This is a genomic window from Pseudomonas fluorescens group sp. PF-69 (genome assembly GCF_054481235.1).
Genome location: NZ_JBTMNC010000001.1, coordinates 5,763,747 through 5,788,035 on the forward strand (window position 1 = coordinate 5,763,747; position 24,289 = coordinate 5,788,035).

A 24,289-nucleotide genomic window follows, 5' to 3' on the forward strand; every position below is an offset into this window, starting at 1 on the left:
CTCGAAATGCCCGGGCAATCGTCCGGGCTTTTCATGAAGGGAGTATCGTAAAGCGACTATGAACATTCTCTACGATGAACGCGTCGATGGCGTGCTGCCCGACGTGGACAAGGCCGGATTGTTACAGGCTCTGCGCACGCAGTGGCCGGACCTGGAAGTGCTGCATCAGCAGGAAGAACTCAAGCCGTACGAGTGCGACGGGCTCTCGGCCTACCGTACGACGCCGATGCTGGTGGTGTTGCCCCGTGACATTGCGCAGGTCCAGGGCGTGCTGCGCCTGTGTCATGAGCGTCAGGTGCCGGTGGTCGCCCGCGGTGCCGGTACCGGTTTGTCCGGTGGGGCGCTGCCGCTGGAAAAGGGCGTGCTGCTGGTGATGGCGCGCTTCAATCAGATCCTGCACATCGACCCCGCCGCACGCACTGCGCGGGTCCAGCCCGGCGTGCGCAACCTGGCCATCTCCCAGGCCGCCGCCCCCTACGACCTGTACTACGCGCCGGACCCCTCCTCGCAAATCGCCTGCTCCATCGGCGGCAACGTCGCCGAAAACGCGGGCGGCGTGCATTGCCTGAAGTACGGCCTGACCGTGCACAACGTGCTGAAGGTCGACATCCTTACCGTCGACGGCGAATACCTGAGCCTGGGCTCGAACGCGCTGGACTCGCCCGGCCTTGATCTGCTGGCCTTGTTCACCGGCTCCGAAGGCATGCTCGGGGTGATCACCGAAGTCACGGTCAAACTGCTGCCCAAACCACAAACCGCGAAAGTGCTGCTGGCGGCGTTCGATTCCGTTGAGAAGGCTGGCCGCGCCGTCGGCGACATCATCGCCGCCGGCATCATTCCCGGTGGCCTGGAAATGATGGACAACCTGGCCATCCGCGCCGCCGAGGACTTTATCCACGCCGGCTACCCGGTCGACGCCCAGGCCATCCTGCTGTGCGAACTCGACGGCGTTGAAGCCGACGTCCATGACGACTGCCACCGCGTGCGTGAAGTACTGGAACGGGCTGGCGCCACCGAAGTACGCCAGGCCAGGGACGAAGCCGAGCGCGTGCGTTTCTGGGCCGGGCGCAAGAACGCCTTCCCGGCGGTGGGCCGTCTGTCGCCGGACTATTACTGCATGGACGGGACGATTCCGCGCCGCGCGTTGCCCGGCGTGTTGCACGCCATCGCCGCGCTGTCGGCGGAATACGGCCTGCGGGTGGCCAACGTGTTCCATGCCGGCGACGGCAACATGCATCCGCTGATCCTGTTCGACGCCAATCAACCGGGCGAACTCGACCGCGCCGAGGCGCTGGGTGGCAGGATTCTGGAACTGTGCGTGAAGGTCGGCGGCAGCATCACCGGGGAACACGGTGTCGGCCGCGAGAAAATCAATCAGATGTGCGCGCAATTCAACAGCGATGAACTGACCCTGTTTCACGCAATCAAGGCGGCGTTCGACCCCAGCGGCCTGCTCAACCCCGGCAAGAACATTCCGACCCTGCACCGATGCGCCGAGTTCGGCGCCATGCACGTGCATGGCGGGCAACTGCCCTTCCCCGACCTGGAGCGTTTCTGATGCACGGCACCGGCGATTGCGACGACAGCCGCCTGCTGCTGGAGCAGGTCAATCAGGCGCTGCAAAACGCCACGCCCCTGCGCATCCAGGGCTCCAACAGCAAGGGATTCCTGGGACGGGTGACCGCAGGTGAAATACTCGACACCCGTTCGCACCGGGGCATCGTCAGCTACGACCCGACCGAACTGGTGATCACCGCCCGCTGCGGCACGCCGTTGGCGGAGCTGTCGCAAGCACTGGACGCCGCGCAACAGATGCTGGCGTGCGAACCACCCGCCTTTGGCGATGGCGCCACCGTGGGCGGCATGATTGCCTGTGGCCTGTCGGGACCGCGTCGCCCCTGGTCGGGATCGGTGAGGGATTTCGTGCTCGGCACCCGGGTGATCACCGGCCACGGCAAGCATTTGCGCTTTGGCGGCGAAGTCATGAAAAACGTCGCCGGCTACGACCTGTCGCGCCTGATGGCCGGCAGCTACGGCACCCTGGGGGTGATCACCGAAGTCTCGCTCAAGGTCCTGCCCAAACCCCGGCAAGCCTTGAGCATCAGCCTGGAAATGGACAGCGAACGCGCCCTGTTGCGCCTGGCTGAATGGGGCCAGCAACCCTTGCCGATCAGTGCCGCGTGCCATGACGGCCAGTGCCTGCACCTGCGGCTCGAGGGCGGTGAAGGATCGGTGGCGGCGGCCCACGACCGCTTGGGCGGCGAGTTGCTGGACGCCTCGTACTGGGCCGACCTCAATGAACAGCGCTTGAGTTTCTTCGACGAAGACCAGCCCCTGTGGCGCCTGTCGCTGCCCAACAACACGCCAAAACTGTCGTTGCCCGGCCGTCAGTTGATCGACTGGGGCGGCGCCCAGCGCTGGCTCAAGTCAGACGCCGAGGCGGCGTTCATTCGCCAGGTCGTCGATGAGGTCGACGGCCATGTCACCTGCTACAGCCACGGGCTCACCGACAGCCCGTTCCAGCCGCTGCCCGGCGCCCTGATGCGTTTGCATCAGAGCCTCAAGCAGCAACTCGATCCCCGGGGCGTCTTCAACCCCGGTCGCCTGTACGCGGAGCTTTGAGCCATGCAGACCACATTGAGCGAGAGTGCCCGCCAACTGCCCCGAGCCGAAGAAGCCGACGGCATCCTGCGCACCTGCGTGCACTGCGGCTTCTGCAATGCCACCTGCCCGACCTACCAACTGCTCGGCGATGAACTGGATGGCCCACGCGGGCGCATCTACCTGATCAAACAGGTGCTGGAGGGCAACGAAGTCACGCAGAAAACCCAGCAGCACCTGGACCGCTGCCTGTCGTGCCGCAACTGCGAAACCACCTGCCCGTCCGGGGTCGATTACCACAACCTGCTGGACATCGGCCGCGCCGTGGTCGACGCAGCGGTGCCGCGCCCGGTCGGCCAGCGCTTGCTGCGCGAAGGTTTGCGCACGCTGGTGCCGCACGCGCACCTGTTCAAGGGACTGGTCAGCGGCGGCCAGGTGTTTCGCGCGCTGCTGCCCGGCCCCCTGCAAAGCAAACTGCCGCGCAGCGCGCCGCCAGGCAAAGCGCGCCCCACCACCCGCCATGCCCGGCAGGTGCTGATGCTCGAAGGCTGCGTACAGCCGGGTCTTGCGCCCAACACCAACGCGGCCGCCGCGAGGGTCCTGGATCGATTGGGGATCAGCGTCACGCCGAGCCGCGAGGCCGGGTGCTGCGGCGCCGTGGACTATCATCTGGACGCCCAGGCCGCTGGCCTGGATCGCGCCCGCCACAACATCGACGCCTGGTGGCCGAGCATCGAAAAAGGCGCCGAGGCCATCGTGCAAACCGCCAGCGGCTGCGGTGCCTTCATCAAGGACTATGGCCATCTGCTGCGCAGCGACCCGGCCTATGCCGAGAAGGCCAGAACCGTCAGCGCGCTGGCGAAGGACCTGATCGAAGTGTTGCGTGACGAACCCCTCGAGCAACTCGGCATACACAGTGCCCAGCGCCTGGCGTTCCATTGCCCGTGCACGTTGCAGCACGCGCAAAAGCTCGGTGGCGCGGTGGAAGCGCTGCTGATACGCCTGGGCTTCAACCTGACGTTCGTGCCCGACGGCCATTTATGCTGCGGCTCGGCGGGCACGTACTCGCTGACCCAACCGGAGCTGGCGCGGCAACTGCGCGACAACAAGATGAATGCACTGGAAAGCGGCTATCCCGAGGTGATCGTCACCGCCAATATCGGCTGTCAGTCGCACCTTGATGGCGCCGGTCGCACTCCGGTCCGGCACTGGATCGAACTGGTCGAAGCCGCCCTGCCTTAACGAGCCCTGGAGAACCCCATGAAAAGCAAAGCCATGCTGAGTCAGGCCGAAGTCGGCCAGATCCTCGCTGCCGCCCGGCAGGAGGCGCAAAACAACCAGTGGCCGGTGACCATTGCCGTGGTCGATGACGGCGGCCATCCGCTGGCCCTCGAACGCCTTGATGGCGCCTCGCCCATCAGCGCCTACATCGCCACCGAAAAGGCCCGCACCTCGGCCTTGGGCCGGCGCGAATCCAAGGGCTATGAAGACATGGTCAACGGCGGGCGCCACGCCTTCCTGTCGGCACCCTTGCTGACGTCCCTGGAAGGTGGCGTGCCAATCATCGTCGACGGCCAGGTGATTGGCGCGGTCGGGGTGTCCGGGGTCAAGGCCGAGCAGGATGCGCAGGTGGCGAAGGTCGGGGCGCGGAGCCTGAAATGAACGGCACATTGTGGGAGCGGGCTTGCCCGCGATGATGGCGGCAAATCCGGCATCCACGTATCAGACATACCGCTATCGCGGGCAAGCCCGCTCCCACAGGGTTCGTGTCTCCTGCAATGGCAATGTTTACCGCCTCATCAAGTCCATTCCCACCAGCAGGCCCCACCGGGATCGTGTTCAATTCGCCGAAAAGGAAGCGCATCGATGACCGGTCTCACCGCGAAAGACTTTGCCCCGCCATTGCTGGAACTCTATGACTACTACGCCCACGGCCTGATCAATCGCCGCGAGTTTCTCGACCGCGCCGCATTGTTCACCCTCGCCACAGGTTACTGATTGCTCGCTCTATCGCTTAAATGAACAGCATTACGGGTAAGTCAGGGTCACCACGTAATTGCCCGAGGTCAGCGCCCGGCCTTTGCCGTCCACCAAGGCGTACTGCTGACGGAGCACGCCGCTCTCGTCACTGTTTTCGCCGATGAGCTTGACCTGGGCGGTCGAACCGTCGATTGAGCGCACTGATCGCAGTGGCTGCACTTTGTGGGCACTGCCGTCCTGGCCGGCAGTCCTGGCAGGACAGCCATGCAGGGCAAACCCTTCAGCCGACGTCGAAACCGGGCAAGGCGATTCCACAATGGCGCCACGGAAGGCGATAACCCCTGGCGAGGCGAAACAGGTTCCACTCAGGCTGACCAGCAGCCCCATTGCGATAGAAATACGCAGACGGCTCATCTTCACGCTCCCTCCGAAAAAGCTCATGTCCTTGACGCTGTATCGACCGGATAGCGGATTTCTGAAGAACCTGCGGAGGAAGGTCGTACCGACCATCGGTCACCCCGAAGACCCGCTTTGGGATGACCGTGCTGCCGAGGCGGTTACTTCGGTTGCGCCACGGTGCGCAGATACGGCTTCAGGGTCTTGAAGCCGTCAGGGTATTTCTTCTTCGCATCCTCGTCGGAAACCGATGTCGGAATGATCACGTCTTCACCCGGACGCCAGTTCACCGGGGTGGCCACGGTGTGCCTGGCATTGAGTTGCAGCGCGTCGAGCAGCCGCAGCACTTCGTCGAAATTGCGACCGGCGCTCATCGGGTAGATCAGCATGGCCTTGACCTTCTTGTCCGGGCCGACAATGAACACCGACCGCACCGTGGCGTTGTCCACCGCCGTGCGCGAACCGCCACTGGCGTTCGGGTGAATCATGTCGTAGAGCTTGGCCACCACCAGGTTTTCGTCCCCGATCAGCGGATAGTTGACGGCCGTGCCCTGGGTTTCCTCGATGTCACCGACCCACTTGTTGTGGTCGCTGACCGGGTCGATGCTCAGTCCGAGAACCTTGGTGTTGCGCTTGTCGAATTCCGGCTTGAGCTTGGCCAGGTAGCCCAGCTCGGTGGTGCAGACAGGGGTGAAATCCTTCGGATGGGAAAACAGGATGGCCCAGCCATTGCCAATCCATTGGTGGAAGTTGATCGTGCCTTCGGTGGTTTCGGCGGTGAAATCCGGTGCTTCGTCGCCAATGCGGATGGACATTTTCGAACTCCTTGCAGTGTTGGATAAAGAAGCCGTCAGAGGGCCGACTGCGGTTCCAACGGCATGGGGAAGACGTTTGACGCGAACAGTATAGGAGAGCTTCCAGAGCCCGCCGCCCGTCACTCCACCAGTGCTATCAACTGATGACGCTGCGCATCGGTGAGCATCGGACCGAAACCGGCCCCGGCGTTTTCCGCCATGTAGCGCGGGTTGCCGGTACCGGGGATGACACAGGTCACCGCCGAATGGGACAGCAGGAATTTCAGCGCCAGTTGTGGCCAGCCCTTGACCCCGACTTGCGCCGCCCAACCCGGCAACGGCCTGCCTTTGAGTCGTTCGAGCAGCCCGCCGCCACCGAACGGCCGATTGCAGATCACCGCCACGCCCCGTTCGCGACACAGCGGCAGGATGCGTTTCTCGACGCCGCGATCATCCAGCGCATAGTTGATCTGCAGGAAATCCAGTGGCTCGGCCTTCAGCACCGCCTCCACTTCGTCATACGCCGACGGGGTGTAATGGGTGATGCCGATGTAACGAATACGCCCTTGTTCCTTCCAGTGCCGCAACGTCGGCAAGTGGATTTGCCAGTCCAGCAGGTTGTGGATTTGCATCAGGTCGATGCAATCGGTCTGCAACAACGCAAACGACCGCTCCATCTGCGCAATGCCCTCTTCGCGGCCACGGGTCCACACCTTGGTCGCCAGAAATGCCGGGGACCGAGGTTCGTGGATCGACAGCAACTCGCCGGTCGTCTGCTCGGCACGACCGTACATCGGCGAGCTGTCGATCACCGTCCCGCCCTTCTCGAACAGCGCGCGCAGCACCGCGGGCAATTGCTTGTAGGCGGCATCGGAGGGGGCCACGTCGAAGCCGCGATAAGTGCCCAGCCCAACGATAGGCAATGATTCGGCGCTGGAAGGAATGGCGCGGGTCTGCATGGTCTTGCCTCCTGTTGCGGTCGACGGCGCTGAGGGCGCGGCGGCCGGACCGAACGTGAAGACCGCCGAGGCACCGGCAGCCAGCGTGAGTATTTTCCTGCGGGTGAACCCCTCTGGATGCTGCATGAGCATGACCTCGGCAGACGGCCGGCGTGCCCCGCTGGCGATTGACTACACTCTGGCAGCGATCCAGCGTAGCCGTGTTCACCCCCGAGCCATCAATGCCGTCCACTAACGTTAGCCGAATGTCACACAACCTGATGCTGCTTGTCGTCGTCCTGGCCGCGTTGTACCTGACGCTCTGCGCAGCGCTGTATGTGTTTCAACGCGCGCTGATCTACTACCCGCAACCCCGCGCCGTCGGGACCGCCGCGTCACTGCTCACCCTGCCCGTCGACGATGCGCAGTTGCAGGTCTCCGTCCGGGCCCACGACGGCCCCAACGCGCTGATCTATTTTGGCGGTAACGCCGAGGACGTCTCGCGCAGCCTGCCGCCCTTCAGCCAGGCGTTCCCCGACTATGCCCTGTATTTGCTGCACTACCGAGGCTACGGCGGCAGCACCGGCTCGCCCTCGGAAGAGGCCATCGCCCGCGACGCCCTGGCCTTGTTCGACAAAGTGCAGGCCAGCCATGGGCATGTGGCGGTGGTCGGGCGCAGCCTCGGTTCGGGGGTGGCCGTGCGCCTGGCCAGCCAACGCCCGGCGGCACGGCTGGTGCTGATCACACCCTACAACAGCCTTGAGGGCCTCGCCGCCCGCCAGTTCCGCTGGTTTCCGGTGAAGTGGCTGTTGAAGGACAAATTTGAGTCCTGGCGCTATGCCCCGCGCATCACGGTGCCGACGCGGTTGATCGCGGCCGAACATGACGAAGTGGTGCCAGGCTCAAGCACGCGGCTGCTCTACAGCCATTTCGCCCGGGGCGTGGCTTCACTTCAGGTGATTGCGGGCACGGGACACAACTCGATCAGCGACAGCCCGGAGTATCTAAAGGCGTTGGGGGATGGTTTGTAGCGGCAGGAGGTTTAACGACCGTTGATCCGGCGAACGTGAAATCGTCCCGCGTGACACCCAGGCGGTCTGATCCCCGTACAGGCAAAAAAGCATCATTCGCTACGTCCGTCGGATGCTCCTCTCCACGCGCAAAAATGCCCTCACGCCCCGTGAACCAAGTCCCGGGGCGCCAGTCTTAGAGCGGCGCCAAATCCTCCCCTCATCGTTGTCATCTCATCAGAGCTGTCCGCACCATGCGCCAAACCGCCCTTGTCTTGCGCTTTTCTTCACTGTGCCTGTTTACCTTGCTTCCCCTTATCGCCAGTCCCGCCCACGCCAGTGCCGAGCGGGAACTGGTGGAAGCGATCAACGATTATCGAGCCCACCCCCAGCGCTGTGAGCGACGTCCCGCTCAACGCCTGTCGCCACTGGCGCTGAAGTCCAGCCTGGCCCTGCCCGTGGGCTACGGCGGTGACTTGCGCGACCGGTTGAAATCCAATGGCTATCAAGCGGTGGCCGTCCGCTCCATCCGTGTGGTCGGTGCGCAGGACGCCGAAGAGGCGTTCGACCTGTTTCAGAGCGAGCATTGCTCGGCGCTGCTGGACAGCCAATACGCCGACATCGGTGTGAGTCGCAGCCGCAGCGAATGGCAAGTGGTCATGGCGCAACCTGTGCTGGACCGTCAGTTGAACGATACGCGATCGGTCAGCAAAGCCTTGCTCGCGCAGGTCAATGCCGCCCGCGCAAAACCACGTCTCTGCGGGCGCCAGCGCTTTGCCGCCGCACGGCCACTGTCGTGGAATGCCAGCCTTGGCGCGGCGGCGCAAGGCCACAGCAAGGCCATGGCCTACGGTAACTATTTCGCGCACAAGGACCCCGATGGCGACATGCCCGCCGACCGCGCAAGAGCCGCCGGTTACCGTGGCCGGCAGATCGGCGAAAACATCGCCGCCGGCCAGGGTTCACCGAGCAAGGCCATGGCTGGCTGGCTGGCCAGTCCCGGGCATTGCGCCAACCTGATGAACCCGATGTTCACCCAGGTCGGCGCGGCCTATGCCACGGACGCGCGCAGTGACGAGGGGGTTTACTGGACGATGGTGTTTGGCGCGCAGTAAAGGAGTGCGGAAGCCGGCGTGGCGGTGAAAGCGCCATCAAGGCTGCCGACTGCTGACCCGCTGCTCGCTGCCCTCGAACATCGCTTCGAAGCGCAGTTTGTTGGCGGCGTAGTAGTCGGCAACGACCTTGTCGGGAGAACTCTGCCGCGACTGCATCATCAGCGCTTCCAGGTCGGCCCGGGGAATCGAGTAGTGGGCGAAGAAGTACGCCACCTCGGGATATTCCTGGCTGAAACCCTTGCGGGCCATGGCGTGGATCTGTTCGGCGCCACCAAAGATCTGCTTGGGGTCATCGAGGTAGCGCAGCGACCACTTGGAGAACATCCAGTGCGGGCTCCAGGCATTGACCAACGACCATTTGTCACGCTTGAGGTTGCGGTCCAGCTCGTTGAGCATGCCGGTTTCCGAAGACGCCACCAGCTTGTAGCCGTCGAGCTTGTATTCGTCGATGGCTTTGACGGTGAGCTTGTATTGGCCATTGCCCACCTCTGAGGTGAGGATCTTGCCGTCGAATTTCGCCCTGACTTCGGGCTTGTTCAGATCCTCCACGCTTGCCACCTCGCTGACCGGTATCGAGGTGGGCACGGCCATGCCGATTCGCCCTTCGTAAAGCACGCCGAGGTCTTCGAGCCTGTCCTTGTACTTGTCGTAGAAGGCCTTGTGGGTGCTCGGCAGCCAGACCATCGGGATCAGGTCGATATTGCCGTTGGCCAACGCCTGGAACTGGATGCCGATGTCGGCCATGACCAGTTTCACCGGCTGCTTGAGATGGTCCTCCAGGGCCGTGGTGGCCAGCTTGACGGTGATCTCGGTGTCCGACCAGTTGACCCAGCCAATACGCACCGGCGCAGGTTCCGCGGCTTGCGCCAGCGCAGCGCCGGCGGCGAGCGCAACACTGATCAATCCGGCACAGATTGTTTTTCGATACGGCGAATGAGCGTTCATCAAGCGTCTTCCTGTTTTGGTTGTCATTGGCAGGTTTGTCTTAATTTGAACGGCCTTACGGTCGTGAAAAATGCAGCCTTGCGCGGCAGGTCGGTTTGACCGATCCCTTCTCCTTGTGGGCCGATCTTATCCACGACTTTTATCCCGCGCAAGCAAAATGTACACATGTGTCATGAAGCATTGACACACATGTACAGTTATCCTAATTTCAAGTCGCCGAGCCTGATGAAGCCCACTTTGGAGCGCACCACCATGTCCAGCGATCCCTTGCTGCAGCCGTACACGATCAAGCACCTGACCCTCAGAAACCGCATCATCACCACCTCCCACGAACCGGCCTATCCGGTGGACGGCATGCCCAAGGACCTGTATCGCGCCTATCACGTCGAACGTGCCAGGGCCGGTGTCGCCTTGACCATGACCGCCGGCTCCGCAGCGGTCTCGCGCGACAGTCCGCCGGTGTTCAACAACGTGCTGGCCTACAAGGACGAAGTGGTCGGATGGCTCAAGGACCTGACCGACGAATGCCATGAACACGGCGCGGCGGTGATGATCCAGTTGACCCACTTGGGCCGGCGCACCCGCTGGGACAAGGCCGACTGGCTGCCCGTGGTGTCGCCCTCGCACCACCGCGAAGCGGCGCACCGCTCCTTCCCGAAAAAAATGGAAGACTGGGACATCGAGCGGATCATCAAGGACTACGTGGACGCGGCCGAACGCATGAAGGCGGCCGGCATGGATGGCCTGGAACTGCAGGCCTACGGGCATTTGATGGACCAGTTCTGGTCACCGCTGACCAACGAACTCGACGGCCCTTATGGCGGTTCGCTGGAAAACCGCATGCGTTTTACCTTCGACATCCTGCGGGGCATTCGCCAGCGGGTGGGCGAAGAGTTCCTGCTCGGCGTGCGCTACACCGGCGACGAGCAACTGCCGGGAGGCTTCAATGCCAGCGAAGGCCTGCAGGTTTCGCACCTGCTCAAGGACAGCGGGCTGGTGGACTTCCTCAATGTGGTGCGCGGCCACATCGACACCGACGCCGGTTTGACCGATGTCATCCCGATCCAGGGCATGCGCAATTCACCGCACCTGGACTTCGCCGGGGAAATTCGCTCGGCCACCGGTTTCCCGACCTTCCACGCCGCGAAGATTCCGGACGTGGCCACCGCGCGCTACGCGATTGCCTCGGGCAAGGTCGACATGGTGGGCATGACCCGTGCGCACATGACCGACCCGCACATCGTGCGCAAGATCATCGAAAAACGTGAGGAAGACATTCGCCCTTGCGTCGGCGCCAACTACTGCCTGGATCGCATCTATCAGGGCGGCGCGGCCTATTGCATCCACAACCCGGCGACCGGCCGGGAAACCACCATGCCCCACGAGATTCCCAAGGCCGCAGTCAAGCGCAAAGTCCTGGTGATCGGCAGCGGCCCTGCGGGTCTGGAAGCGGCGCGGGTCGCGGGTGAGCGCGGGCATGAAGTGACAGTGCTGGAGGCCGCCGATCAACCCGGTGGGCAAATCCGCCTGACGGCCCTCAATGAGCGACGCCGCGAAATGATCGGCATCATCGACTGGCGCATGGCCCAGTGCGAGCGCCTGGGGGTCAAGTTCCACTTCAACACCTGGGCCGAAGCCGACACGGTATTGGCCCACGAGCCGGATGTGGTGATCGTCGCCACCGGCGGCCTGCCCCACACCGAAGTGCTGACCCAAGGCAACGAGCTGGTGGTGTCGACCTGGGACATCATTTCCGGTGACATCAAGCCCGGCCGCCATGTGTTGATCTTCGACGATGCCGGTGACCATGCCGCGTTGCAGGCGGCCGAAGTCATCGCCAAAAGCGGCGCGACCGTGGAGATCGTGACGCCTGACCGTTCGTTCGCGCCGGAAGTCATGGCCATGAACCTGGTGCCCTACATGCGCAGCTTGCAGGATCTGGACGTCACCTTCACCGTGACCTACCGCGTCGAGACGGTCGAGAAACGCGATGGGCGCCTGCTCGCGACCTTCGGCAGCGATTACGGCCAGGTGCACAAGCAGCGCATCGTCGATCAGGTGGTGGTCAACCACGGCACCCTGCCCCTGGACGATCTGTACTTCGAGCTTCGCCCGCTTTCGAGCAACGGCGGCGCGGTGGAACAGCACGACCTCATCGCCGGCAAGGCGCAAAACATCGTCACCAACCCCCAGGGGCCATTCCAGCTGTTCCGGATTGGTGACGCCGTGGCCGCGCGCAACACCCACGCGGCGATCTACGATGCGTTGCGGCTGGTGAAGGATCTCTGATCCTGCGATTCACTTGTGGCGAGGGAGCCTGCGCCCTCGCCACAGACCCGTTATCGGAATTCCCTACATCCCCCGCCGCGCAACCTCCGCACCGGCCTGCAAGGCCCGCCCGACGATGGCATCGATGCCCTGCTCGGTCATCGACTGCAAGGCCGCCGCCGTCACGCCCCGGTAAGCCATCAGTGCGTCGATCATTTGCCCCGGATCACGACTGGCAAGCATCTGCCCGCCCCCGACCACCACGCCTCGGGCGGCACGTTGGGCAATGTCCTGGGGAATACCCGCCGCCACCGCCTGACTGGCCAGCGCCTGGTGCAGCAAAGCGGGGAACGCCGGCCCGGTGCCGGACAGCGCGCTGAGGTAATCAATGCAGTCTTCGTTCGGCACTTCATCCGCCGCGCCCACGCATTCGAACAACTGCTGCAGCCACTGACGATCCCTGTCGCCAAGCGCGCCGGTGCTGTACCACGGGGTATACGACTGCCTGATCTCCACGGCCGCGTTCGGCATGGCCCGCACCACCGTCTGCGCACCGGTGGCGGCGCTGATGACGGCGGCCGGGATCCCGGCCATCAGGGAAATCACCTGTTTGCCCCTGGCGTCTATCCGCAGTTCACGAAACTGCTCCGGACGAATCGACAGCACCAGCACATCGCTGAGCGCCACCAACTGTTGGTTGTCGGCCAGCACCCGCACATCCGCTCGCAACGTGCTGCGGCCCGAGCGGTTGGAAACCAGCAACCGGGCAGGTTCGATGAAACCGCTGTCGAGCAGCGCCTCGGCGATCGCGCGGCCCAGCCAGCCGGTGCCGCCAATAATGCCCAGGGTTTTATTGTTCATCGGCTGTCGGCTCCTCGAAGGTTTCAACCAGCGGACCGAACACGCCGGGTTCTTTTTCCGCGTAACCGAACTTGCCGAAGAAACGATCCAGTTCACGCCGCTTCGGTGCCTTGCCGGTAAACACGGTGACGTACTGGGGGATGCGGCGAAAACGCACCACGATGTCCTCATTGGTTTTCATCGAGATGTAGCCGATCTGCGTCAGGTAGATCGTCCGGGCCCTCGCGTCGGCGGCCTCGGCTTCGTAGCCAAACCGGCGGAACATCGCGGTCAGGGCATTGATGCGCGCCTCATCGGCCAGGGCAATTTCTGCGGTGACCTCCGCCGATTGCAGGGCCCAGCTGCGCACGGCGAATTCAAATTGCGAGTCGAACAGTTCGGGGTTCAACCAGCACTCGAAGACGTTGAGGATCGCCTCGCAAATACTCTCGGCGTAACTTTCGCACTGACCGATCAGGCCGCCACTGTTCTTGTCCCGCCAACGGGCCAGCAGTGCCGCCAGCAATTGCTCGCGATCTTCGTAGAACCAATAGAAGCTGGTGCGCGACAAATTCAGGCGCTTGGCCAGCGGCATCACCCGCACCGCATCGACACCGGATTCCTTCAACGCGTCGTAGGCAGCGTCCAGCCAGCCATCGACGGAGCCCCGCCATCCTGCATCCTGAGCCTTGGTTTTCACCTTTCCTGTCTGCGACATCTTGACTGGCGCCTTTACCTGGGAATTGCGCTCAACTGTACACCTCAGGTTCCATTGCGTACATGGCCTGTACATAGGCGTACATTTTCAGGACAGCGGGATGCTGAGTAAATGGCAGCACGCCTTTAAACACGCACTTATTCGCCAGGATTGACGGCGGCCGCTACAGTGCGCGCGACAATCTGAGGAAACCACCGAACATGGATGAATTGCATCAAGGCAGTTGCCTGTGCGGCACCGTTAAATATTGCGTTTCGGGCGAACTCAAAGCCGTCACGCATTGCCATTGCAGTCAGTGTCGAAAAGGCCATGGCGCCGCGTTCGCGACCTATGGGAGCGCTTCTGCGTCGGCGCTTTCGATCGTGACTGGCGCAGAAACGCTCAAGGGCTATTCATCGTCCGAGGGAGTCCTGCGCCAGTTCTGTTCCAACTGTGGCTCTTCGTTGTTCTGGTCTGATTCAAAGAGTTCGTTTTCCCAGTGGATTTCGATAGCCCTCGGGACGCTGGATACGCCGTTTACGGTGCGAAAGCAGAAACACGGCTGTGTCGGCTCGAAGGCGAGTTGGTACGAAATAGCAGACTCACACCCACGATTGCCCTGACCCGGCGCAGACTCGACACGTCAGGGAGGCCGGCCAGATGATTCTCAGATTTATTTTTCTAACCCGCTCCTTGAAAAAGTGAATAGTGAAAAAGGAAAAAGGGGAAAAAGGGGACGGGAAAAAGGGGACAGATTTATTTTTCTAACCTGTCTAGTCCTGAAATAGATTTACACCTGTTTCACCCCAACGCCCGATGCATCGCATCGGGCGTTTTGTATTTCAACGTGGTGCGGATAGTTTGGTAATACAACACGTCCCATTCTGGGCATGTCTGACTCCTCCTTCCATGGAAGCTTTCAGCGTAGCAAAGAAGAAAAAATGGAAAAAATAAATCTGTCCCCTTTTTCGCCGTCCCCTTTTTCGCCCCACCAACTAAAGCGTCAATTTAATCCAAATAAAATCCGCCTGAGAGCACGTTGTTTTTCTAGGGTTGAACCATCAGAAAAAACCTTATCAGACGTTACAACTTTAAAAAAATTACCACACTCATAAACTTTAAATCCCTGGCTTTCCAACAACGAAATGCTAGCAAATCTATCCACACCAGCTCTCTCCCAGAAGAGGTTTCCTAGCCACATAGTGCTTCCAATCGCCTCAATATATCCTTGCCTGAGCACGTTACGGCCAGGATTCCCTGAGGTATCAATTTCCATTTGATCCAAGGGGGGAGGCAAGCCATTAGACTTCATTGGAAGACCTGAAAGAGGGCGCCCCACGCATTCATACTCTAGAGGGTCTGTAGCGTTCTGCCAAAAATCATATTCGACATCAGAAACCCATGCCTGAATAAAACCTTCAACACTGAGAATAGGCCCTATTTCCTCTTCCAACTTAGTATTACTATGACCCTCTGATTCTTCTAGCACCAAAAAGCAATAACCCAGTGCTGGAAGCAACCCGAATCGGAGCTCAAACCCACCAGACATCAAACCACTAGGCCAAGATTTTTTTTTCAATATTTTCTTTTCAAGAGTTTTAATATCAACCTTAACCCCATGCAGAAAAAAAACCGTGGGGGAAGAAAACTTATTTAAAAGCTCCTCAACCAAGGCCAGCATCTGCAAACCACTGATCGACTCGACATCAAAAACAAACTTGAATCGCTTCATCTTTTCTGGTCTCACTTGAATTCTTTAACAACCACTTAAAAAAAAGCAAAAAAAGGGGACCAAAAAAAGGGGACAGATTTATTTTTCTAACCCGTTTCTTGGCCGGCCTCGACCACGCTGTTCTATTCGTAAACCCACAATCCGCTCCACTTCGTCAACAAAACGGCTTGTCCCTGTCAACTGACCACGCTGCAAGGCATCTCGAATTAATCTGATCTCCTCATCGGGAATAGCTTGGCGTATGAATGACTCGTATTGATTGCACCGCTCCATTGATGTGTTACCCAACGCCGCAAAGCATGGATCAACATCCAGCCAATGGTCATCAGGTCTGTCACTGATTCGGATTCCAAAGCTGGACCACGGATAATCCGCGGCATCGGCCACCATTCGAGCGCGTACAGGGTTCAATTCAATGTAACGACAACAAGCAAGCAAGTAGGAGTCTGATTGCACCACACTGGATTTGTAACGACTCTCCCACAGAGTGCCTGAACGCCCTTCCAGTCGATTGCGATAACGCGTCGCACGCGCCGCAAGGCCTTTCATTAACTGCCCCAGCCCAGTAGTCGAGTCACCAGGAGCGAGCAGCAGATGAACATGATTGGTCATCAAACAATAGGCGTAGACCTTTACACCCAATGCATCTTTGAGTTCACGTAGATCCGTGAGATAACGCTGATAATCCTCGGCAGCTGCAAATACCACCTGACGGTTATGACCACGTTGCACAACGTGGTGCGGATAGTTTGGTAATACAATACGTCCCATTCTGGGCATGTCTAGCTCCTCCTTCCATGGAAGCTTTCAGCGTAGCAAAGAAGAAAAAATGGAAAAAATAAATCTGTCCCCTTTTTCCCTTGTCCCCTTTTTCCCGCTGTCAATCGTGATGCCTTTTTGTCTGAGGTGAGCTTGACCGCGCTTAACTACGTCGTCGGTTATTCCAACATAACGAGTCACGCCATCAACCACGCAATTATAAACACAGGTCTTTCCGCCTATAGAGGCAACCTCACCTGCGCCTTTTGCACCAACTCAAATTTTCCCTTTGAGGTGATTTCGCCACGGTACTAGCAAACCGTCCAGCAGGACTCGATCAATAACACCGTCCTCAATAGCGCCAACATAAGTAGTATCTAACTGAAACTCAAAGGAAAGACTTTCATTTTCAGATAGTTTTTTTACGGCACCTACCAGCGCCTCTACATCATCTAGGTTTTTTGAGTCCATCTCAATAGGAAGTAGGTTTGGCGGCAAAGCCGAATAAATTTCCAAAATCCCACCTACTACTTCCGTACCACTCTCGTCTATCTCGTCAATAAAGCTTGGCGGAGTAACGCTCCATATTCTTGACGCAGCAACCTCATTCACAAGCTGCTGCACATTAGATCTAATAGATCTGGTCCAAATCCTGAGCCACGTAAAAAATTAACTTTTGCTTCGCAAGCTCTAGCGGTATGGAATGCATTACTCAGCTCCTTTTTTCGGAGGGTATGCCGGGAGAGCTGACCCTGGACCGCCCGGATTATATCTAAATCCTCCTGGCATATGCGCGTCCAAATGCCGTGTATCAGGCAGGGGCACAGTAAGTGGCGAACCCTGAACATCGAAAAAAAGGGGACAGATTTATTTTCTAGCTAAACAAATAAATCCGTCTCCTTTTTACGACAGATCTCGTCGACGACAGCCATGAGCATCACCAGCGAAGAACGTGAATTTTTCATTGCCCTGGGTGAGCGGATTGCCCGCCTACGCAAAGAACACGGAATCACCCAAACCCAACTCGAAAAAAAGGCGAAAAAAAGGGGACAGATTTATTTTCTAGCTAAACAAATAAATCCGTCCCCTTTTTACGACAGATCTCGTCGACGACAGCCATGAGCATCACCAGCGAAGAACGTGAATTTTTCATTGCCCTGGGTGAGCGGATTGCCCGCCTACGCAAAGAACACGGAATCACCCAAACCCAACTGGCCGAACGGCTGGGCGTGTCCCAGCAGACCATTCAAGCCTATGAATCCGGCAAGCGGCGTATCCAGGTAGCGGCGTTGCCGGAGCTGGCCCGGCTGCTTTCGACCACACTCGAAGAACTGTTTAGGAAAAAAGGGGACAGATTTATTTTCTAGCTAAACAAATAAATCCGTCCCCTTTTTATTCCTTTTTATTCGTAAAGGAATCGGGAGCACAGCATCGGGGATCAGGTGATGATTTTGAATGTGGGGTTTGTGGAGCGGTTACGGTCATTCCGTTGCGTGATGGTTGTGATTTGATGGATGTAATTGGTCGGCGGCTGCGGGCGCAGGTTGCGGGATAAATGAAAACGGGCGACCTTTTGGGTCGCCCGTTTCATGTTGTGAACAATAGCTAAATCCTCTTCACACTGCAGGTACGCTCGCCACGGGAATACGCTGCTGAGGCTGGGTGACATCTTTGAGTTCACGTAGATCCGTGAGATAACGCTGATAATCCTCGGCAGCTGCAAATACCACCTGACGGTCATGACCACGTTGCACAACGTGGTGCGGATAGTTTGGTACTACAACACGTCCCATTCTGGGCATGTCTGACTCCTCCTTCCATGGAAGCTTTCAGCGTAGCAAAGAAGAAAAAATGGAAAAAATAAATCTGTCCCCTTTTTCCTCATAGGCAAGACCTCGCTCTAAGGATGTACCTGCGCCTTTTGCACCTACTCAGGAATGATTTGCAACTCACTCCATAGTGGTTTCAGCCCTAGACTTTCCATATAAGTCCCATAGTCGAAAAAGTCCCTAACCCCAATGTCTTTGTATAAAAACCATGAGGCCTCGCACTCTTGACATACGAACAAGCAAGTGTCGTCAGCTATAATTTTAGCCTTGACAATATCTCCCTGCTCACACCTTGGACACAACATATAAAACTTCTCTATTTAACAGGAGAAAAAAAGGGGACAGATTTATTTTCTAGCTAAACAAATAAATCCGTCCCCTTTTTAGTATAGTGTTGGGAGATAGTTAGTCGCGCTTCTATCAACAGCATCAGTTGCATTTGTTTCGAAATAGTTGTGTCTATTGTGAAATGTCACATGAACTGAATGGTTTTCAAATGCATCGCCACTTGATATTTCTTGCTCAGTAATTTTCCCGCGAAGCTTAGTGGCATTCGTTAGGCTTACTGCGCCAACTGCGCCTTTTTCACCAATAAATAAGAATTTAATTGTTTTTTAGCTGCCTGACCGGATCCCATTCATTAGGTTTGAGTTGATGCTTACTCCACCAATGCATCCCCTCAGAAATCCACTTTCTACGTAAGTCGGAGTGAGCGGCTGTCGAATCATCATATCCAAATTCCGTCCCACAGCATGGACAAATATTGTACGAGGCACAGCCGAAACTGTCATACGCCGGCTCATTGAGATCAGGATATCCGCACACGGGACATACATATGATTGATTACTATTGGGCATTGAAATAGTCCAAATTTGAGCCCTTACCATGCACTGCAGGATCAGGCTTATAGTACGTGCGAATACTTCCCCCACTTGATACGACGCCAAATTCATCGGTGCCAGGGTTGTAACGTACGATGTCTCCATTAGCCCTTGTTTTTTCAAGTACGCCCGCAGGCTTTGAGGCTGTTAAGAATTTATCGGCTTGTGCTTGATATTCAAGCGCATTTTTCGCGCCAAAGTCACTGCCATGACGGGCAAAGTGGTCATCAAGCTTGGATTTGTCGGCAAATCTCGCCCCGCTTCCAATGCCTTTTGCACCACCAAGTATAGCCATTCCCGCAGTAGATGTTAGCTCGGTGAGAAGGGAAGCCTTCTCTTGAAGTGACAGCTTTCGGCCAGCAGCCCGATCCATCCAGGACGTTTGCTCATCCCATGTTTTTAAATTCCCATTTTCTTCAGGCGTTAGAGAACCTTCGGCGATTTTTAGCGCCAGAATAACCTGATCATCAGTGACAAAGGTACTTCCCCAGTTATCAACCCCCTGTGAAGGAACTGCTATTTTGCTTGGGTCACCGGTGAGCAACCCCACCATGTCGTATGAGATCGCATGTTTAAAAACATCCAGCAATTCTTTCGCAACAGGATCATCGATCGAAATGGTGTTGGCTTTGATTTCGTCTCGGCATTGCGTCGTGGGGCAAGCACTAATCAATGCTGAGGAGAAAAAGGGGACAGATTTATTTTCTAGCTAAACAAATAAATCCGTCCCCTTTTTACCTACACATTAGGTGCACCGACTAAAAGCCAAGCGTAAGGCCGCACCTACATCGGAAGGACTACTACCGCTGGGGATAATGACATAGTCACTCTCACTTAGTCCCTTACCACTCCAGGCTTCTAGCTTTTCGTGATGGCTAGGACGAATAGTTATCTGGCCCCCCTTACTTTCGATACTGCATTTTTTCATATCTTTAAATAATGCACGCTTATTTTTGTAGCCATAGCGCTCCAAAGTACTGCTAACCCATTGATCATATCGTTGACTGGTCAAGTCGTAGTCGTATAAATCCATATCAAACGTAGCTTCAGGATGAATCCAGACATCCTTACGCGGCTCGGGAAGCACAAATCGGCTATGGGCCAACGCATCCAATACCACAACACCTAACTCTTGATCACTGATTTCAGGGCTGGCGTGATGCTCGACACCCTGTGGATCAGCTCGACTACTCCGATAGCCAGAATAAGTTTTAACGTAAATAAATTCCTTATTGACTCCTGCATCCGCCCAGGCTGTTTTCACGACATCGTTCATCTTAATTCACCTTGGTAATTTTTACCGTAATGCCTTTGCTCTGACCATATTCAATGGCTCTATTGATTTGTTCCCATTGGGAGAAAAAAGGGGACAGATTTATTTTCTAGCTAAACAAATAAATCCGTCCCCTTTTTACCTAAACAAATAAATCCGGCCCCTTTTTACCGCCCAGCGGGCAAGTGAAATCGGGGAGCTTCTACCCCGCCATTGGAGTGCTTCACCATCGAATCGTGTTGGCTAGTGCTACGCGGCGAATGGTGCGTCTCCAGACGATAGGTGAGAGTAGAAACACCGCAATAAGAAACGCCACTTGCGACAGATAGAACGGCTCCAGCCACTGCTGTTTCAGTGCGACGTAATAGGTGTTATGGGCCACGTCAGCCAAAATAATTGCTGCTGTGAGGATTATTCCCATCCTTGGTTTTATGAAAAGGAGCACTACCGCCAGCGGGTCAAAAAAAGTCAGCGCCCCCCAGAAAACACGGCTAGCCCAGTAGGCGCTATCCCCATAGCCGTAGTCCCAGAACAACCCATGCTGAAAATCTGCTCGGATGTGATTGGCGGTAGCGATCAAAAGACAAAAGGCGAACAAAACTCGGATGGCGAATGACAACCTTGGCATAGCTTGATCTGCTCTGGACGAAAAAGGGGACGGACGAAAAAGGGACGAAAAAGGGGACCGAAAAAGCGAAAAAGGGGACAGATTTATTTTTCTAACCTGTCTAGTCCTGAAATAGGTTTACACCTGTTTCACCCCAACGCCCGATGCATCGCATCGGGCGTTTTGTATTTCAACGTGGTGCGGATAGTTTGGTAATACAACACGTCCCATTCTGGGCATGTCTGACTCCTCCTTCCATGGAAGCTTTCAGCGTAGCAAAGAAGAAAAAATGGAAAAAATAAATCTGTCCCCTTTTTCCACTTATGAGTCCGGCAAGCGGCGTATCCAGGTAGCGGCGTTGCCAGAGCTGGCCCGGCTCCTTTCGACCACACTCGAAGAGCTGTTTGGTCAGCAGCAGGAAACCACTGTGCGTAAACGTGGCCCCGCTCCGAAATGGCAACAGCAACTGGAAGCCATCGACCAGCTACCTAAGAGCCAACAGAAATTCGTTGCGCAGATGCTTGATGCCTTGATCGCTCAGGCCACGACCAAAGCGAGCAGCGAAGGACGGGAGGTTTTGCAGTAAGCAGATAAAACAACACCGGCACGAGGCCGGTGTCAGATCGAGTATGATTTTATATAAATCTGTTACCCGTTATCAAAAATTAGCTGTCAATATTTAATCTAATCCGGGCACCGTCCGGCAGCTCTTTAATTTGAATGGCTATATCAGCTCTAAATCTCATCCCCTCTACAGCATCAGCCAAGTACAAATTATCCAGCACAAATTCACCACCCAGTACGAACGGCACCTTAGGTAACAAACGCTTCCCGGCAGGAAGCTGACCGTTCTGCTTTTGCCATTGATGCGCTAACGGATAGCCCGTAAGTACCTCATAATCACTGAGGAGCATTTGCACCCAGCTTTCAATATCATCAGCCAAGTACTCTAACGAGCCTGTTTCTGGGTCAAAGGTATAGACCTTGCTATCTTTAATGCAGAACTGCCCACCAAAAACATCTTCAGCAAAAAAAAGGCAACCATCGGCCAGGCCTTTGTAGTCACTGCGCCACAGAGCACTCTCGTTCCAATCACAAATACCAATTTCGTTCTGACTAGAGTGTGTTGGAAATACATGCAAAGCACTTTCTAGAGCATAAAAACCATTACGCTGACACAGCATCCCCAAAAGTTGATCAGCTAAAGTGCCTGCCAATCTGCGCGATTGCCCTAACATTTCCGGCTCATGCTCGCTCAAAGATGAACTTGCGTTCGATAACAATTTATCCAAACTAGCCATATTCTAATCCACCACGTCTATTCGAACCTTCGCTCCGTTTGGCAACCCTCTACATTGAGCACCAATACAAGCACCAGCCCCACGATTGTCGCTAGGGTTGATATGTCTTACAGAGGCCCCTTGGCCACCTTATTGGAACATTGCAGGTGGATACTCATCACGATCAAGACCTCGAAAAAAGGGGACAGATTTATTTTCTAGCTGAAAGGATGCAAATAGGATGCAAAAAGAGTGCAATCAGGGTGCAGATAGGGTGCAAAAACACCGGCGCAAGGCCGGTGTCAGCATAGAAATGGCCACCTAAAAACTAACGCAGCCAGAATGGAGGATCATTGGGGCCAAGATTATCATACTCATCTAATGGACGAAGTTTTTCCACCATGTAATCAGGCATATCACAAACAATCGTTCTGACAGGTTTGTATACTCCCCAGTCCTCATAGAATCCCTTAGCTGATTCAACGCAATATTCAAAGCCTTCGAAATACTTAATGAATACTTCCGCATAACTTAAGCATGTCGTATCTAAGCAACTATTATTTGAACTCCACCCCAAGCTTTCCAACTCAATAATGCAGTTAGAAATACCAGACAAGCACTCTTTGGACTTCAACATAAACATCGTCGCCCCCTTTAAATCCTCAAGGCGCAAATAGCGACGAAACAGTCGATCTAATATAAGAAGATCACTTCCTGACAGCTCAGTTTTTTCTCTAATCACAGAAAAAAAGCAAACCATATCCGAAGCCATGCCAAGCTCAAAAATTGAGCTACCACCTTGAAAACCTACACGCTTCATCAGTTCCTCTTAAATTCAATGGCTTCTGGCTTGATTGCTCCATTCGACTTCTGAACAATACCTTTAATTATATTTCTTTCTTGGTCTACAGTTATCATCTGGCCACGCACATCAATAACGACTTGCTGCTGCATTCCCTGCGGTAAGTTTTCAGCTCGCTGGATGGCTTGCTTGGAAACATTACTAATCAATCCGCTTTGATTTTTTGCAATGTTGTAGTTCTTCACTTCAACACTGCATACGTTACCTACACACCAGTCTGGACGAACACTACCCGAAGTGCCGTAAGGAACTTCTTGTCCATTTTTATAACTGACTTGTGGGCGAGCTCCAGCACCAAGATCAGCGTCGACATCAATTTCAGATTTTTGGGGTGTGGGACGAACAGGTGTCCCAGTAGAGGCAAGATCATCTACCTTTCCAGCAGCGCCACCAGTAGCTTTTGCACCGAAAAACCAATCTTATTTTTTTGACTTACTGATTACATAGTGATCAAGGTATTCTTTCAGCGGCTTGGCGGTCCCTAAAACATGAAGCTCTCCAGTTTCCTTATCAATCAGGAATGGTCCGTTTCCAGCCAGTTGAGCCGACAGGTTCCCTGTCTCCACATACTCTTTAGATTGATAGCAAAAAAACCATCCCTCAGAGAACTCGCCCTCATGTGTTAGCTGCAAAGCAATCTCAGAGTCTTTCAAATATTCCTTAGCTCTTTCCAAAGCGTATTCGTAGGTAATCATTAGTTAGTTCTCAGTAACTGCAATGTCTTAAAATTACTCATATTTGCCGGCTTTCCAGTCTGCCCATCGAGATAACGAATAGCCCCATTCTGATTAACCACGTTGAATACATGGCCTGGCTGACCTGGACCATAGGAGCCAAACACAATCCCACGTGCGCCGTCCCCACCATCAATCATGTGCTGGGTGATGGTTTCGGGTGAAGACACACCGCTAAACTTAGCTCCATATTGCTTCTCCAGCACGGTCAACGGAACACCCTTGGTAGAGTTTATCGGCAATGCAGATGCTGGATTACCTGCCAGTGTTGCATCAGTAGCAATTGAACAATTAACGCAGTTATGAGTTCGCCCAGCGTCTGGATAACCTGGATTGACGTTCCTTATTGAACCGGCAGTTTCGTCCGCAACCCCTGCCGCTTTTGCACCGTCTAAATATTCAGAACCTTAATATACAGCTCGTCAGTACCTACAAAAGAGATGGCTCCTTGTTTTTCGAGATTAATCAACTGCTCCAATACATAACGACTATTTGCGATAGTTTCGCTTGGAAACAGTAAGAAAAATTTATCTTTCGGCCACAAAGTCATGCCTTCATCAAAGAATCGCTCTAGCCCTCTGAAGGCAATCTCCCAATCATGTCTATTTTCCACGTTCATAAAGCACCTTCCCGGTATTTGTATCAATCACCTTATTAACGAGGATGGGTTTTGTGGTAACCGCCTGAGTTGCTCCGCCAGGTCCAAATTGTGGAAAGTCCGTAGTGATAGGTTCAAGGTGATCAGCT

The 24,289-nt window shown here is 56.0% G+C and carries 30 protein-coding genes and 2 pseudogenes; 13 read left to right on the forward strand and 19 right to left on the reverse strand.

Annotation, left to right across the window (positions count from 1 at the left end):
- Window positions 1–58 precede the first annotated feature (58 nt).
- From glcD to ACX3YF_RS26895, 5 genes and pseudogenes are all read left to right on the forward strand, one after another.
- Window positions 59–1,558, forward strand: a complete 1,500-nt coding sequence (glcD, locus tag ACX3YF_RS26875) for a glycolate oxidase subunit GlcD (protein ID WP_458945477.1) — start codon at window positions 59–61, stop codon at window positions 1,556–1,558.
- Entirely contained in the window at window positions 1,558–2,622 is a 1,065-nt protein-coding gene (gene glcE, locus ACX3YF_RS26880; protein WP_458945478.1) for a glycolate oxidase subunit GlcE, read from the forward strand. Before glcD ends, glcE begins: the two co-directional genes overlap by 1 nt.
- A 3-nt stretch (window positions 2,623–2,625) precedes the next feature.
- Window positions 2,626–3,843, forward strand: coding sequence for a glycolate oxidase subunit GlcF (glcF, locus tag ACX3YF_RS26885; protein WP_449105275.1), 1,218 nt, complete (start codon window positions 2,626–2,628; stop codon window positions 3,841–3,843).
- Window positions 3,844–3,861: 18 nt separating this feature from the next.
- Window positions 3,862–4,263, forward strand: a complete 402-nt coding sequence (locus ACX3YF_RS26890; RefSeq protein ID WP_288097916.1) for a heme-binding protein — start codon at window positions 3,862–3,864, stop codon at window positions 4,261–4,263.
- Between the two features lie 204 nt (window positions 4,264–4,467).
- A pseudogene (locus tag ACX3YF_RS26895) lies at window positions 4,468–4,581 on the forward strand (YghX family hydrolase); the annotation flags it as partial.
- A 48-nt stretch (window positions 4,582–4,629) separates the two neighbouring features.
- Here ACX3YF_RS26895 and ACX3YF_RS26900 read toward each other — a convergent pair.
- The 3 genes from ACX3YF_RS26900 to ACX3YF_RS26910 all read right to left on the reverse strand — a co-directional run bounded on the left by ACX3YF_RS26900 (window position 4,630) and on the right by ACX3YF_RS26910 (window position 6,730).
- Window positions 4,630–4,995 (reverse strand): type 1 fimbrial protein, encoded by a 366-nt coding sequence (locus tag ACX3YF_RS26900; protein WP_288097917.1) that lies wholly within the window; start codon window positions 4,993–4,995, stop codon window positions 4,630–4,632.
- A gap of 143 nt (window positions 4,996–5,138) precedes the next feature.
- A complete protein-coding gene (locus ACX3YF_RS26905; RefSeq protein ID WP_196584982.1) occupies window positions 5,139–5,792 on the reverse strand; it encodes a peroxiredoxin in 654 nt (217 codons plus the stop codon).
- A gap of 119 nt (window positions 5,793–5,911) precedes the next feature.
- On the reverse strand, window positions 5,912–6,730 hold the full coding sequence (locus ACX3YF_RS26910) for an aldo/keto reductase (RefSeq protein WP_458974613.1): 819 nt from the start codon (window positions 6,728–6,730) through the stop codon (window positions 5,912–5,914).
- On the opposite strand from ACX3YF_RS26910, the gene ACX3YF_RS26915 reads away from it, so the two are divergent.
- The 3 genes from ACX3YF_RS26915 (at window position 6,729) to ACX3YF_RS26925 (ending at window position 8,834) form a co-directional block, all read left to right on the forward strand.
- Entirely contained in the window at window positions 6,729–6,965 is a 237-nt protein-coding gene (locus tag ACX3YF_RS26915; RefSeq protein WP_223272695.1) for a hypothetical protein, read from the forward strand. The two genes, ACX3YF_RS26910 and ACX3YF_RS26915, sit on opposite strands and share 2 nt — an antisense overlap.
- Window positions 6,952–7,740 (forward strand): alpha/beta hydrolase, encoded by a 789-nt coding sequence (locus tag ACX3YF_RS26920; protein ID WP_448646422.1) that lies wholly within the window; start codon window positions 6,952–6,954, stop codon window positions 7,738–7,740. Before ACX3YF_RS26915 ends, ACX3YF_RS26920 begins: the two co-directional genes overlap by 14 nt.
- Window positions 7,741–7,973: 233 nt before the next feature.
- Window positions 7,974–8,834: a CAP domain-containing protein gene (locus tag ACX3YF_RS26925; RefSeq protein WP_448646421.1), complete on the forward strand. Its 861-nt coding sequence runs from the start codon at window positions 7,974–7,976 to the stop codon at window positions 8,832–8,834.
- 36 nt (window positions 8,835–8,870) lie between these two features.
- On the opposite strand, the gene ACX3YF_RS26930 is transcribed toward ACX3YF_RS26925, so the two are convergent.
- On the reverse strand, window positions 8,871–9,779 hold the full coding sequence (locus tag ACX3YF_RS26930) for a glycine betaine ABC transporter substrate-binding protein (protein WP_448646420.1): 909 nt from the start codon (window positions 9,777–9,779) through the stop codon (window positions 8,871–8,873).
- A 252-nt stretch (window positions 9,780–10,031) separates the two neighbouring features.
- On the opposite strand from ACX3YF_RS26930, the gene ACX3YF_RS26935 reads away from it, so the two are divergent.
- Entirely contained in the window at window positions 10,032–12,068 is a 2,037-nt protein-coding gene (locus ACX3YF_RS26935) for an NADH:flavin oxidoreductase (protein WP_130209034.1), read from the forward strand.
- A 63-nt stretch (window positions 12,069–12,131) separates the two neighbouring features.
- Here ACX3YF_RS26935 and ACX3YF_RS26940 read toward each other — a convergent pair whose 3' ends face one another.
- Together ACX3YF_RS26940 and ACX3YF_RS26945 are read right to left on the reverse strand one after the other, a co-directional pair.
- Window positions 12,132–12,908: a pyrroline-5-carboxylate reductase family protein gene (locus ACX3YF_RS26940; protein ID WP_130209036.1), complete on the reverse strand. Its 777-nt coding sequence runs from the start codon at window positions 12,906–12,908 to the stop codon at window positions 12,132–12,134.
- Complete coding sequence (locus ACX3YF_RS26945; RefSeq protein ID WP_448646419.1) at window positions 12,898–13,605, reverse strand: TetR/AcrR family transcriptional regulator; 708 nt, start codon at window positions 13,603–13,605, stop codon at window positions 12,898–12,900. The genes ACX3YF_RS26940 and ACX3YF_RS26945 overlap by 11 nt, the downstream gene beginning before the upstream one ends.
- A 200-nt stretch (window positions 13,606–13,805) precedes the next feature.
- Here ACX3YF_RS26945 and ACX3YF_RS26950 point away from each other — a divergent pair, with 200 nt between their 5' ends.
- Complete coding sequence (locus ACX3YF_RS26950) at window positions 13,806–14,207, forward strand: GFA family protein (RefSeq protein ID WP_458945484.1); 402 nt, start codon at window positions 13,806–13,808, stop codon at window positions 14,205–14,207.
- 380 nt (window positions 14,208–14,587) lie between these two features.
- Here ACX3YF_RS26950 and ACX3YF_RS26955 read toward each other — a convergent pair whose 3' ends face one another.
- The 3 genes from ACX3YF_RS26955 to ACX3YF_RS26965 all read right to left on the reverse strand — a co-directional run bounded on the left by ACX3YF_RS26955 (window position 14,588) and on the right by ACX3YF_RS26965 (window position 16,699).
- Window positions 14,588–15,316, reverse strand: coding sequence for a hypothetical protein (locus ACX3YF_RS26955; protein WP_458952460.1), 729 nt, complete (start codon window positions 15,314–15,316; stop codon window positions 14,588–14,590).
- Between the two features lie 78 nt (window positions 15,317–15,394).
- Window positions 15,395–16,096, reverse strand: a complete 702-nt coding sequence (locus ACX3YF_RS26960) for a transposase (protein ID WP_196585002.1) — start codon at window positions 16,094–16,096, stop codon at window positions 15,395–15,397.
- Window positions 16,097–16,351: 255 nt separating this feature from the next.
- Window positions 16,352–16,699, reverse strand: coding sequence for a hypothetical protein (locus ACX3YF_RS26965; protein WP_458974614.1), 348 nt, complete (start codon window positions 16,697–16,699; stop codon window positions 16,352–16,354).
- Window positions 16,700–17,005: 306 nt separating this feature from the next.
- Here ACX3YF_RS26965 and ACX3YF_RS26970 point away from each other — a divergent pair, with 306 nt between their 5' ends.
- Together ACX3YF_RS26970 and ACX3YF_RS26975 are read left to right on the forward strand one after the other, a co-directional pair.
- Window positions 17,006–17,197 carry a hypothetical protein gene (locus tag ACX3YF_RS26970; RefSeq protein ID WP_458945487.1) on the forward strand — a complete coding sequence of 64 codons (192 nt, stop codon included), beginning with the start codon at window positions 17,006–17,008 and terminating at the stop codon, window positions 17,195–17,197.
- Window positions 17,194–17,442 carry a helix-turn-helix domain-containing protein gene (locus tag ACX3YF_RS26975; RefSeq protein WP_458945488.1) on the forward strand — a complete coding sequence of 83 codons (249 nt, stop codon included), beginning with the start codon at window positions 17,194–17,196 and terminating at the stop codon, window positions 17,440–17,442. Before ACX3YF_RS26970 ends, ACX3YF_RS26975 begins: the two co-directional genes overlap by 4 nt.
- Window positions 17,443–17,742: 300 nt before the next feature.
- Here ACX3YF_RS26975 and ACX3YF_RS26980 read toward each other — a convergent pair.
- From ACX3YF_RS26980 to ACX3YF_RS26995, 4 genes and pseudogenes are all read right to left on the reverse strand, one after another.
- Window positions 17,743–17,877, reverse strand: a pseudogene (locus ACX3YF_RS26980) (transposase); the annotation flags it as partial.
- A gap of 874 nt (window positions 17,878–18,751) precedes the next feature.
- A complete protein-coding gene (locus tag ACX3YF_RS26985; RefSeq protein WP_458945489.1) occupies window positions 18,752–19,375 on the reverse strand; it encodes a hypothetical protein in 624 nt (207 codons plus the stop codon).
- 156 nt (window positions 19,376–19,531) lie between these two features.
- Window positions 19,532–20,062, reverse strand: a complete 531-nt coding sequence (locus ACX3YF_RS26990) for a contact-dependent growth inhibition system immunity protein (RefSeq protein WP_458974615.1) — start codon at window positions 20,060–20,062, stop codon at window positions 19,532–19,534.
- 220 nt (window positions 20,063–20,282) lie between these two features.
- Window positions 20,283–20,687 (reverse strand): hypothetical protein, encoded by a 405-nt coding sequence (locus tag ACX3YF_RS26995; RefSeq protein ID WP_130209040.1) that lies wholly within the window; start codon window positions 20,685–20,687, stop codon window positions 20,283–20,285.
- A 217-nt stretch (window positions 20,688–20,904) separates the two neighbouring features.
- On the opposite strand from ACX3YF_RS26995, the gene ACX3YF_RS27000 reads away from it, so the two are divergent.
- Window positions 20,905–21,252 carry a transcriptional regulator gene (locus ACX3YF_RS27000; RefSeq protein ID WP_130209042.1) on the forward strand — a complete coding sequence of 116 codons (348 nt, stop codon included), beginning with the start codon at window positions 20,905–20,907 and terminating at the stop codon, window positions 21,250–21,252.
- 79 nt (window positions 21,253–21,331) lie between these two features.
- Here ACX3YF_RS27000 and ACX3YF_RS27005 read toward each other — a convergent pair whose 3' ends face one another.
- The 6 genes from ACX3YF_RS27005 to ACX3YF_RS27030 form a co-directional block, all read right to left on the reverse strand.
- A complete protein-coding gene (locus ACX3YF_RS27005) occupies window positions 21,332–21,967 on the reverse strand; it encodes an SMI1/KNR4 family protein (RefSeq protein ID WP_223272692.1) in 636 nt (211 codons plus the stop codon).
- 307 nt (window positions 21,968–22,274) lie between these two features.
- Window positions 22,275–22,766 (reverse strand): hypothetical protein, encoded by a 492-nt coding sequence (locus tag ACX3YF_RS27010; RefSeq protein WP_458945494.1) that lies wholly within the window; start codon window positions 22,764–22,766, stop codon window positions 22,275–22,277.
- Window positions 22,766–22,993, reverse strand: a complete 228-nt coding sequence (locus ACX3YF_RS27015; protein ID WP_175437652.1) for a hypothetical protein — start codon at window positions 22,991–22,993, stop codon at window positions 22,766–22,768. The genes ACX3YF_RS27010 and ACX3YF_RS27015 overlap by 1 nt, the downstream gene beginning before the upstream one ends.
- A gap of 234 nt (window positions 22,994–23,227) precedes the next feature.
- Window positions 23,228–23,503: a YrhB domain-containing protein gene (locus tag ACX3YF_RS27020; protein ID WP_458974616.1), complete on the reverse strand. Its 276-nt coding sequence runs from the start codon at window positions 23,501–23,503 to the stop codon at window positions 23,228–23,230.
- The gene (locus ACX3YF_RS27025; RefSeq protein ID WP_458974873.1) at window positions 23,503–23,889 is read right to left on the reverse strand and encodes a toxin glutamine deamidase domain-containing protein; all 387 of its coding nucleotides are present in this window, start codon (window positions 23,887–23,889) and stop codon (window positions 23,503–23,505) included. Before ACX3YF_RS27025 ends, ACX3YF_RS27020 begins: the two co-directional genes overlap by 1 nt.
- 44 nt (window positions 23,890–23,933) lie before the next feature.
- Complete coding sequence (locus tag ACX3YF_RS27030) at window positions 23,934–24,161, reverse strand: hypothetical protein (RefSeq protein WP_458974617.1); 228 nt, start codon at window positions 24,159–24,161, stop codon at window positions 23,934–23,936.
- Between the last annotated feature and the right edge of the window lie 128 nt (window positions 24,162–24,289).

Coding starts and splice junctions, on each gene's coding strand:
- ACX3YF_RS27030 (WP_458974617.1), bottom strand. CDS start 24,161: ATGAACGTGGAAAATAGACATGATTGGGAGATTGCCTTCAGAGGGCTA.
- ACX3YF_RS26975 (WP_458945488.1), top strand. CDS start 17,194: ATGAGCATCACCAGCGAAGAACGTGAATTTTTCATTGCCCTGGGTGAG.
- ACX3YF_RS26930 (WP_448646420.1), bottom strand. CDS start 9,779: ATGAACGCTCATTCGCCGTATCGAAAAACAATCTGTGCCGGATTGATC.
- ACX3YF_RS26920 (WP_448646422.1), top strand. CDS start 6,952: ATGCCGTCCACTAACGTTAGCCGAATGTCACACAACCTGATGCTGCTT.
- ACX3YF_RS26960 (WP_196585002.1), bottom strand. CDS start 16,096: ATGCCCAGAATGGGACGTATTGTATTACCAAACTATCCGCACCACGTT.
- ACX3YF_RS26955 (WP_458952460.1), bottom strand. CDS start 15,316: ATGAAGCGATTCAAGTTTGTTTTTGATGTCGAGTCGATCAGTGGTTTG.
- ACX3YF_RS26940 (WP_130209036.1), bottom strand. CDS start 12,908: ATGAACAATAAAACCCTGGGCATTATTGGCGGCACCGGCTGGCTGGGC.
- ACX3YF_RS26910 (WP_458974613.1), bottom strand. CDS start 6,730: ATGCAGACCCGCGCCATTCCTTCCAGCGCCGAATCATTGCCTATCGTT.
- glcD (WP_458945477.1), top strand. CDS start 59: ATGAACATTCTCTACGATGAACGCGTCGATGGCGTGCTGCCCGACGTG.
- ACX3YF_RS26950 (WP_458945484.1), top strand. CDS start 13,806: ATGGATGAATTGCATCAAGGCAGTTGCCTGTGCGGCACCGTTAAATAT.
- ACX3YF_RS26935 (WP_130209034.1), top strand. CDS start 10,032: ATGTCCAGCGATCCCTTGCTGCAGCCGTACACGATCAAGCACCTGACC.
- ACX3YF_RS26900 (WP_288097917.1), bottom strand. CDS start 4,995: ATGAGCCGTCTGCGTATTTCTATCGCAATGGGGCTGCTGGTCAGCCTG.
- ACX3YF_RS27000 (WP_130209042.1), top strand. CDS start 20,905: ATGTCTGACTCCTCCTTCCATGGAAGCTTTCAGCGTAGCAAAGAAGAA.
- ACX3YF_RS26995 (WP_130209040.1), bottom strand. CDS start 20,687: ATGCCAAGGTTGTCATTCGCCATCCGAGTTTTGTTCGCCTTTTGTCTT.
- ACX3YF_RS26945 (WP_448646419.1), bottom strand. CDS start 13,605: ATGTCGCAGACAGGAAAGGTGAAAACCAAGGCTCAGGATGCAGGATGG.
- ACX3YF_RS26970 (WP_458945487.1), top strand. CDS start 17,006: ATGAGCATCACCAGCGAAGAACGTGAATTTTTCATTGCCCTGGGTGAG.
- ACX3YF_RS26890 (WP_288097916.1), top strand. CDS start 3,862: ATGAAAAGCAAAGCCATGCTGAGTCAGGCCGAAGTCGGCCAGATCCTC.
- ACX3YF_RS26915 (WP_223272695.1), top strand. CDS start 6,729: ATGGTCTTGCCTCCTGTTGCGGTCGACGGCGCTGAGGGCGCGGCGGCC.
- ACX3YF_RS27005 (WP_223272692.1), bottom strand. CDS start 21,967: ATGGCTAGTTTGGATAAATTGTTATCGAACGCAAGTTCATCTTTGAGC.
- ACX3YF_RS26905 (WP_196584982.1), bottom strand. CDS start 5,792: ATGTCCATCCGCATTGGCGACGAAGCACCGGATTTCACCGCCGAAACC.
- ACX3YF_RS26925 (WP_448646421.1), top strand. CDS start 7,974: ATGCGCCAAACCGCCCTTGTCTTGCGCTTTTCTTCACTGTGCCTGTTT.
- ACX3YF_RS27010 (WP_458945494.1), bottom strand. CDS start 22,766: ATGAAGCGTGTAGGTTTTCAAGGTGGTAGCTCAATTTTTGAGCTTGGC.
- ACX3YF_RS27020 (WP_458974616.1), bottom strand. CDS start 23,503: ATGATTACCTACGAATACGCTTTGGAAAGAGCTAAGGAATATTTGAAA.
- glcE (WP_458945478.1), top strand. CDS start 1,558: ATGCACGGCACCGGCGATTGCGACGACAGCCGCCTGCTGCTGGAGCAG.
- ACX3YF_RS26990 (WP_458974615.1), bottom strand. CDS start 20,062: ATGAACGATGTCGTGAAAACAGCCTGGGCGGATGCAGGAGTCAATAAG.
- glcF (WP_449105275.1), top strand. CDS start 2,626: ATGCAGACCACATTGAGCGAGAGTGCCCGCCAACTGCCCCGAGCCGAA.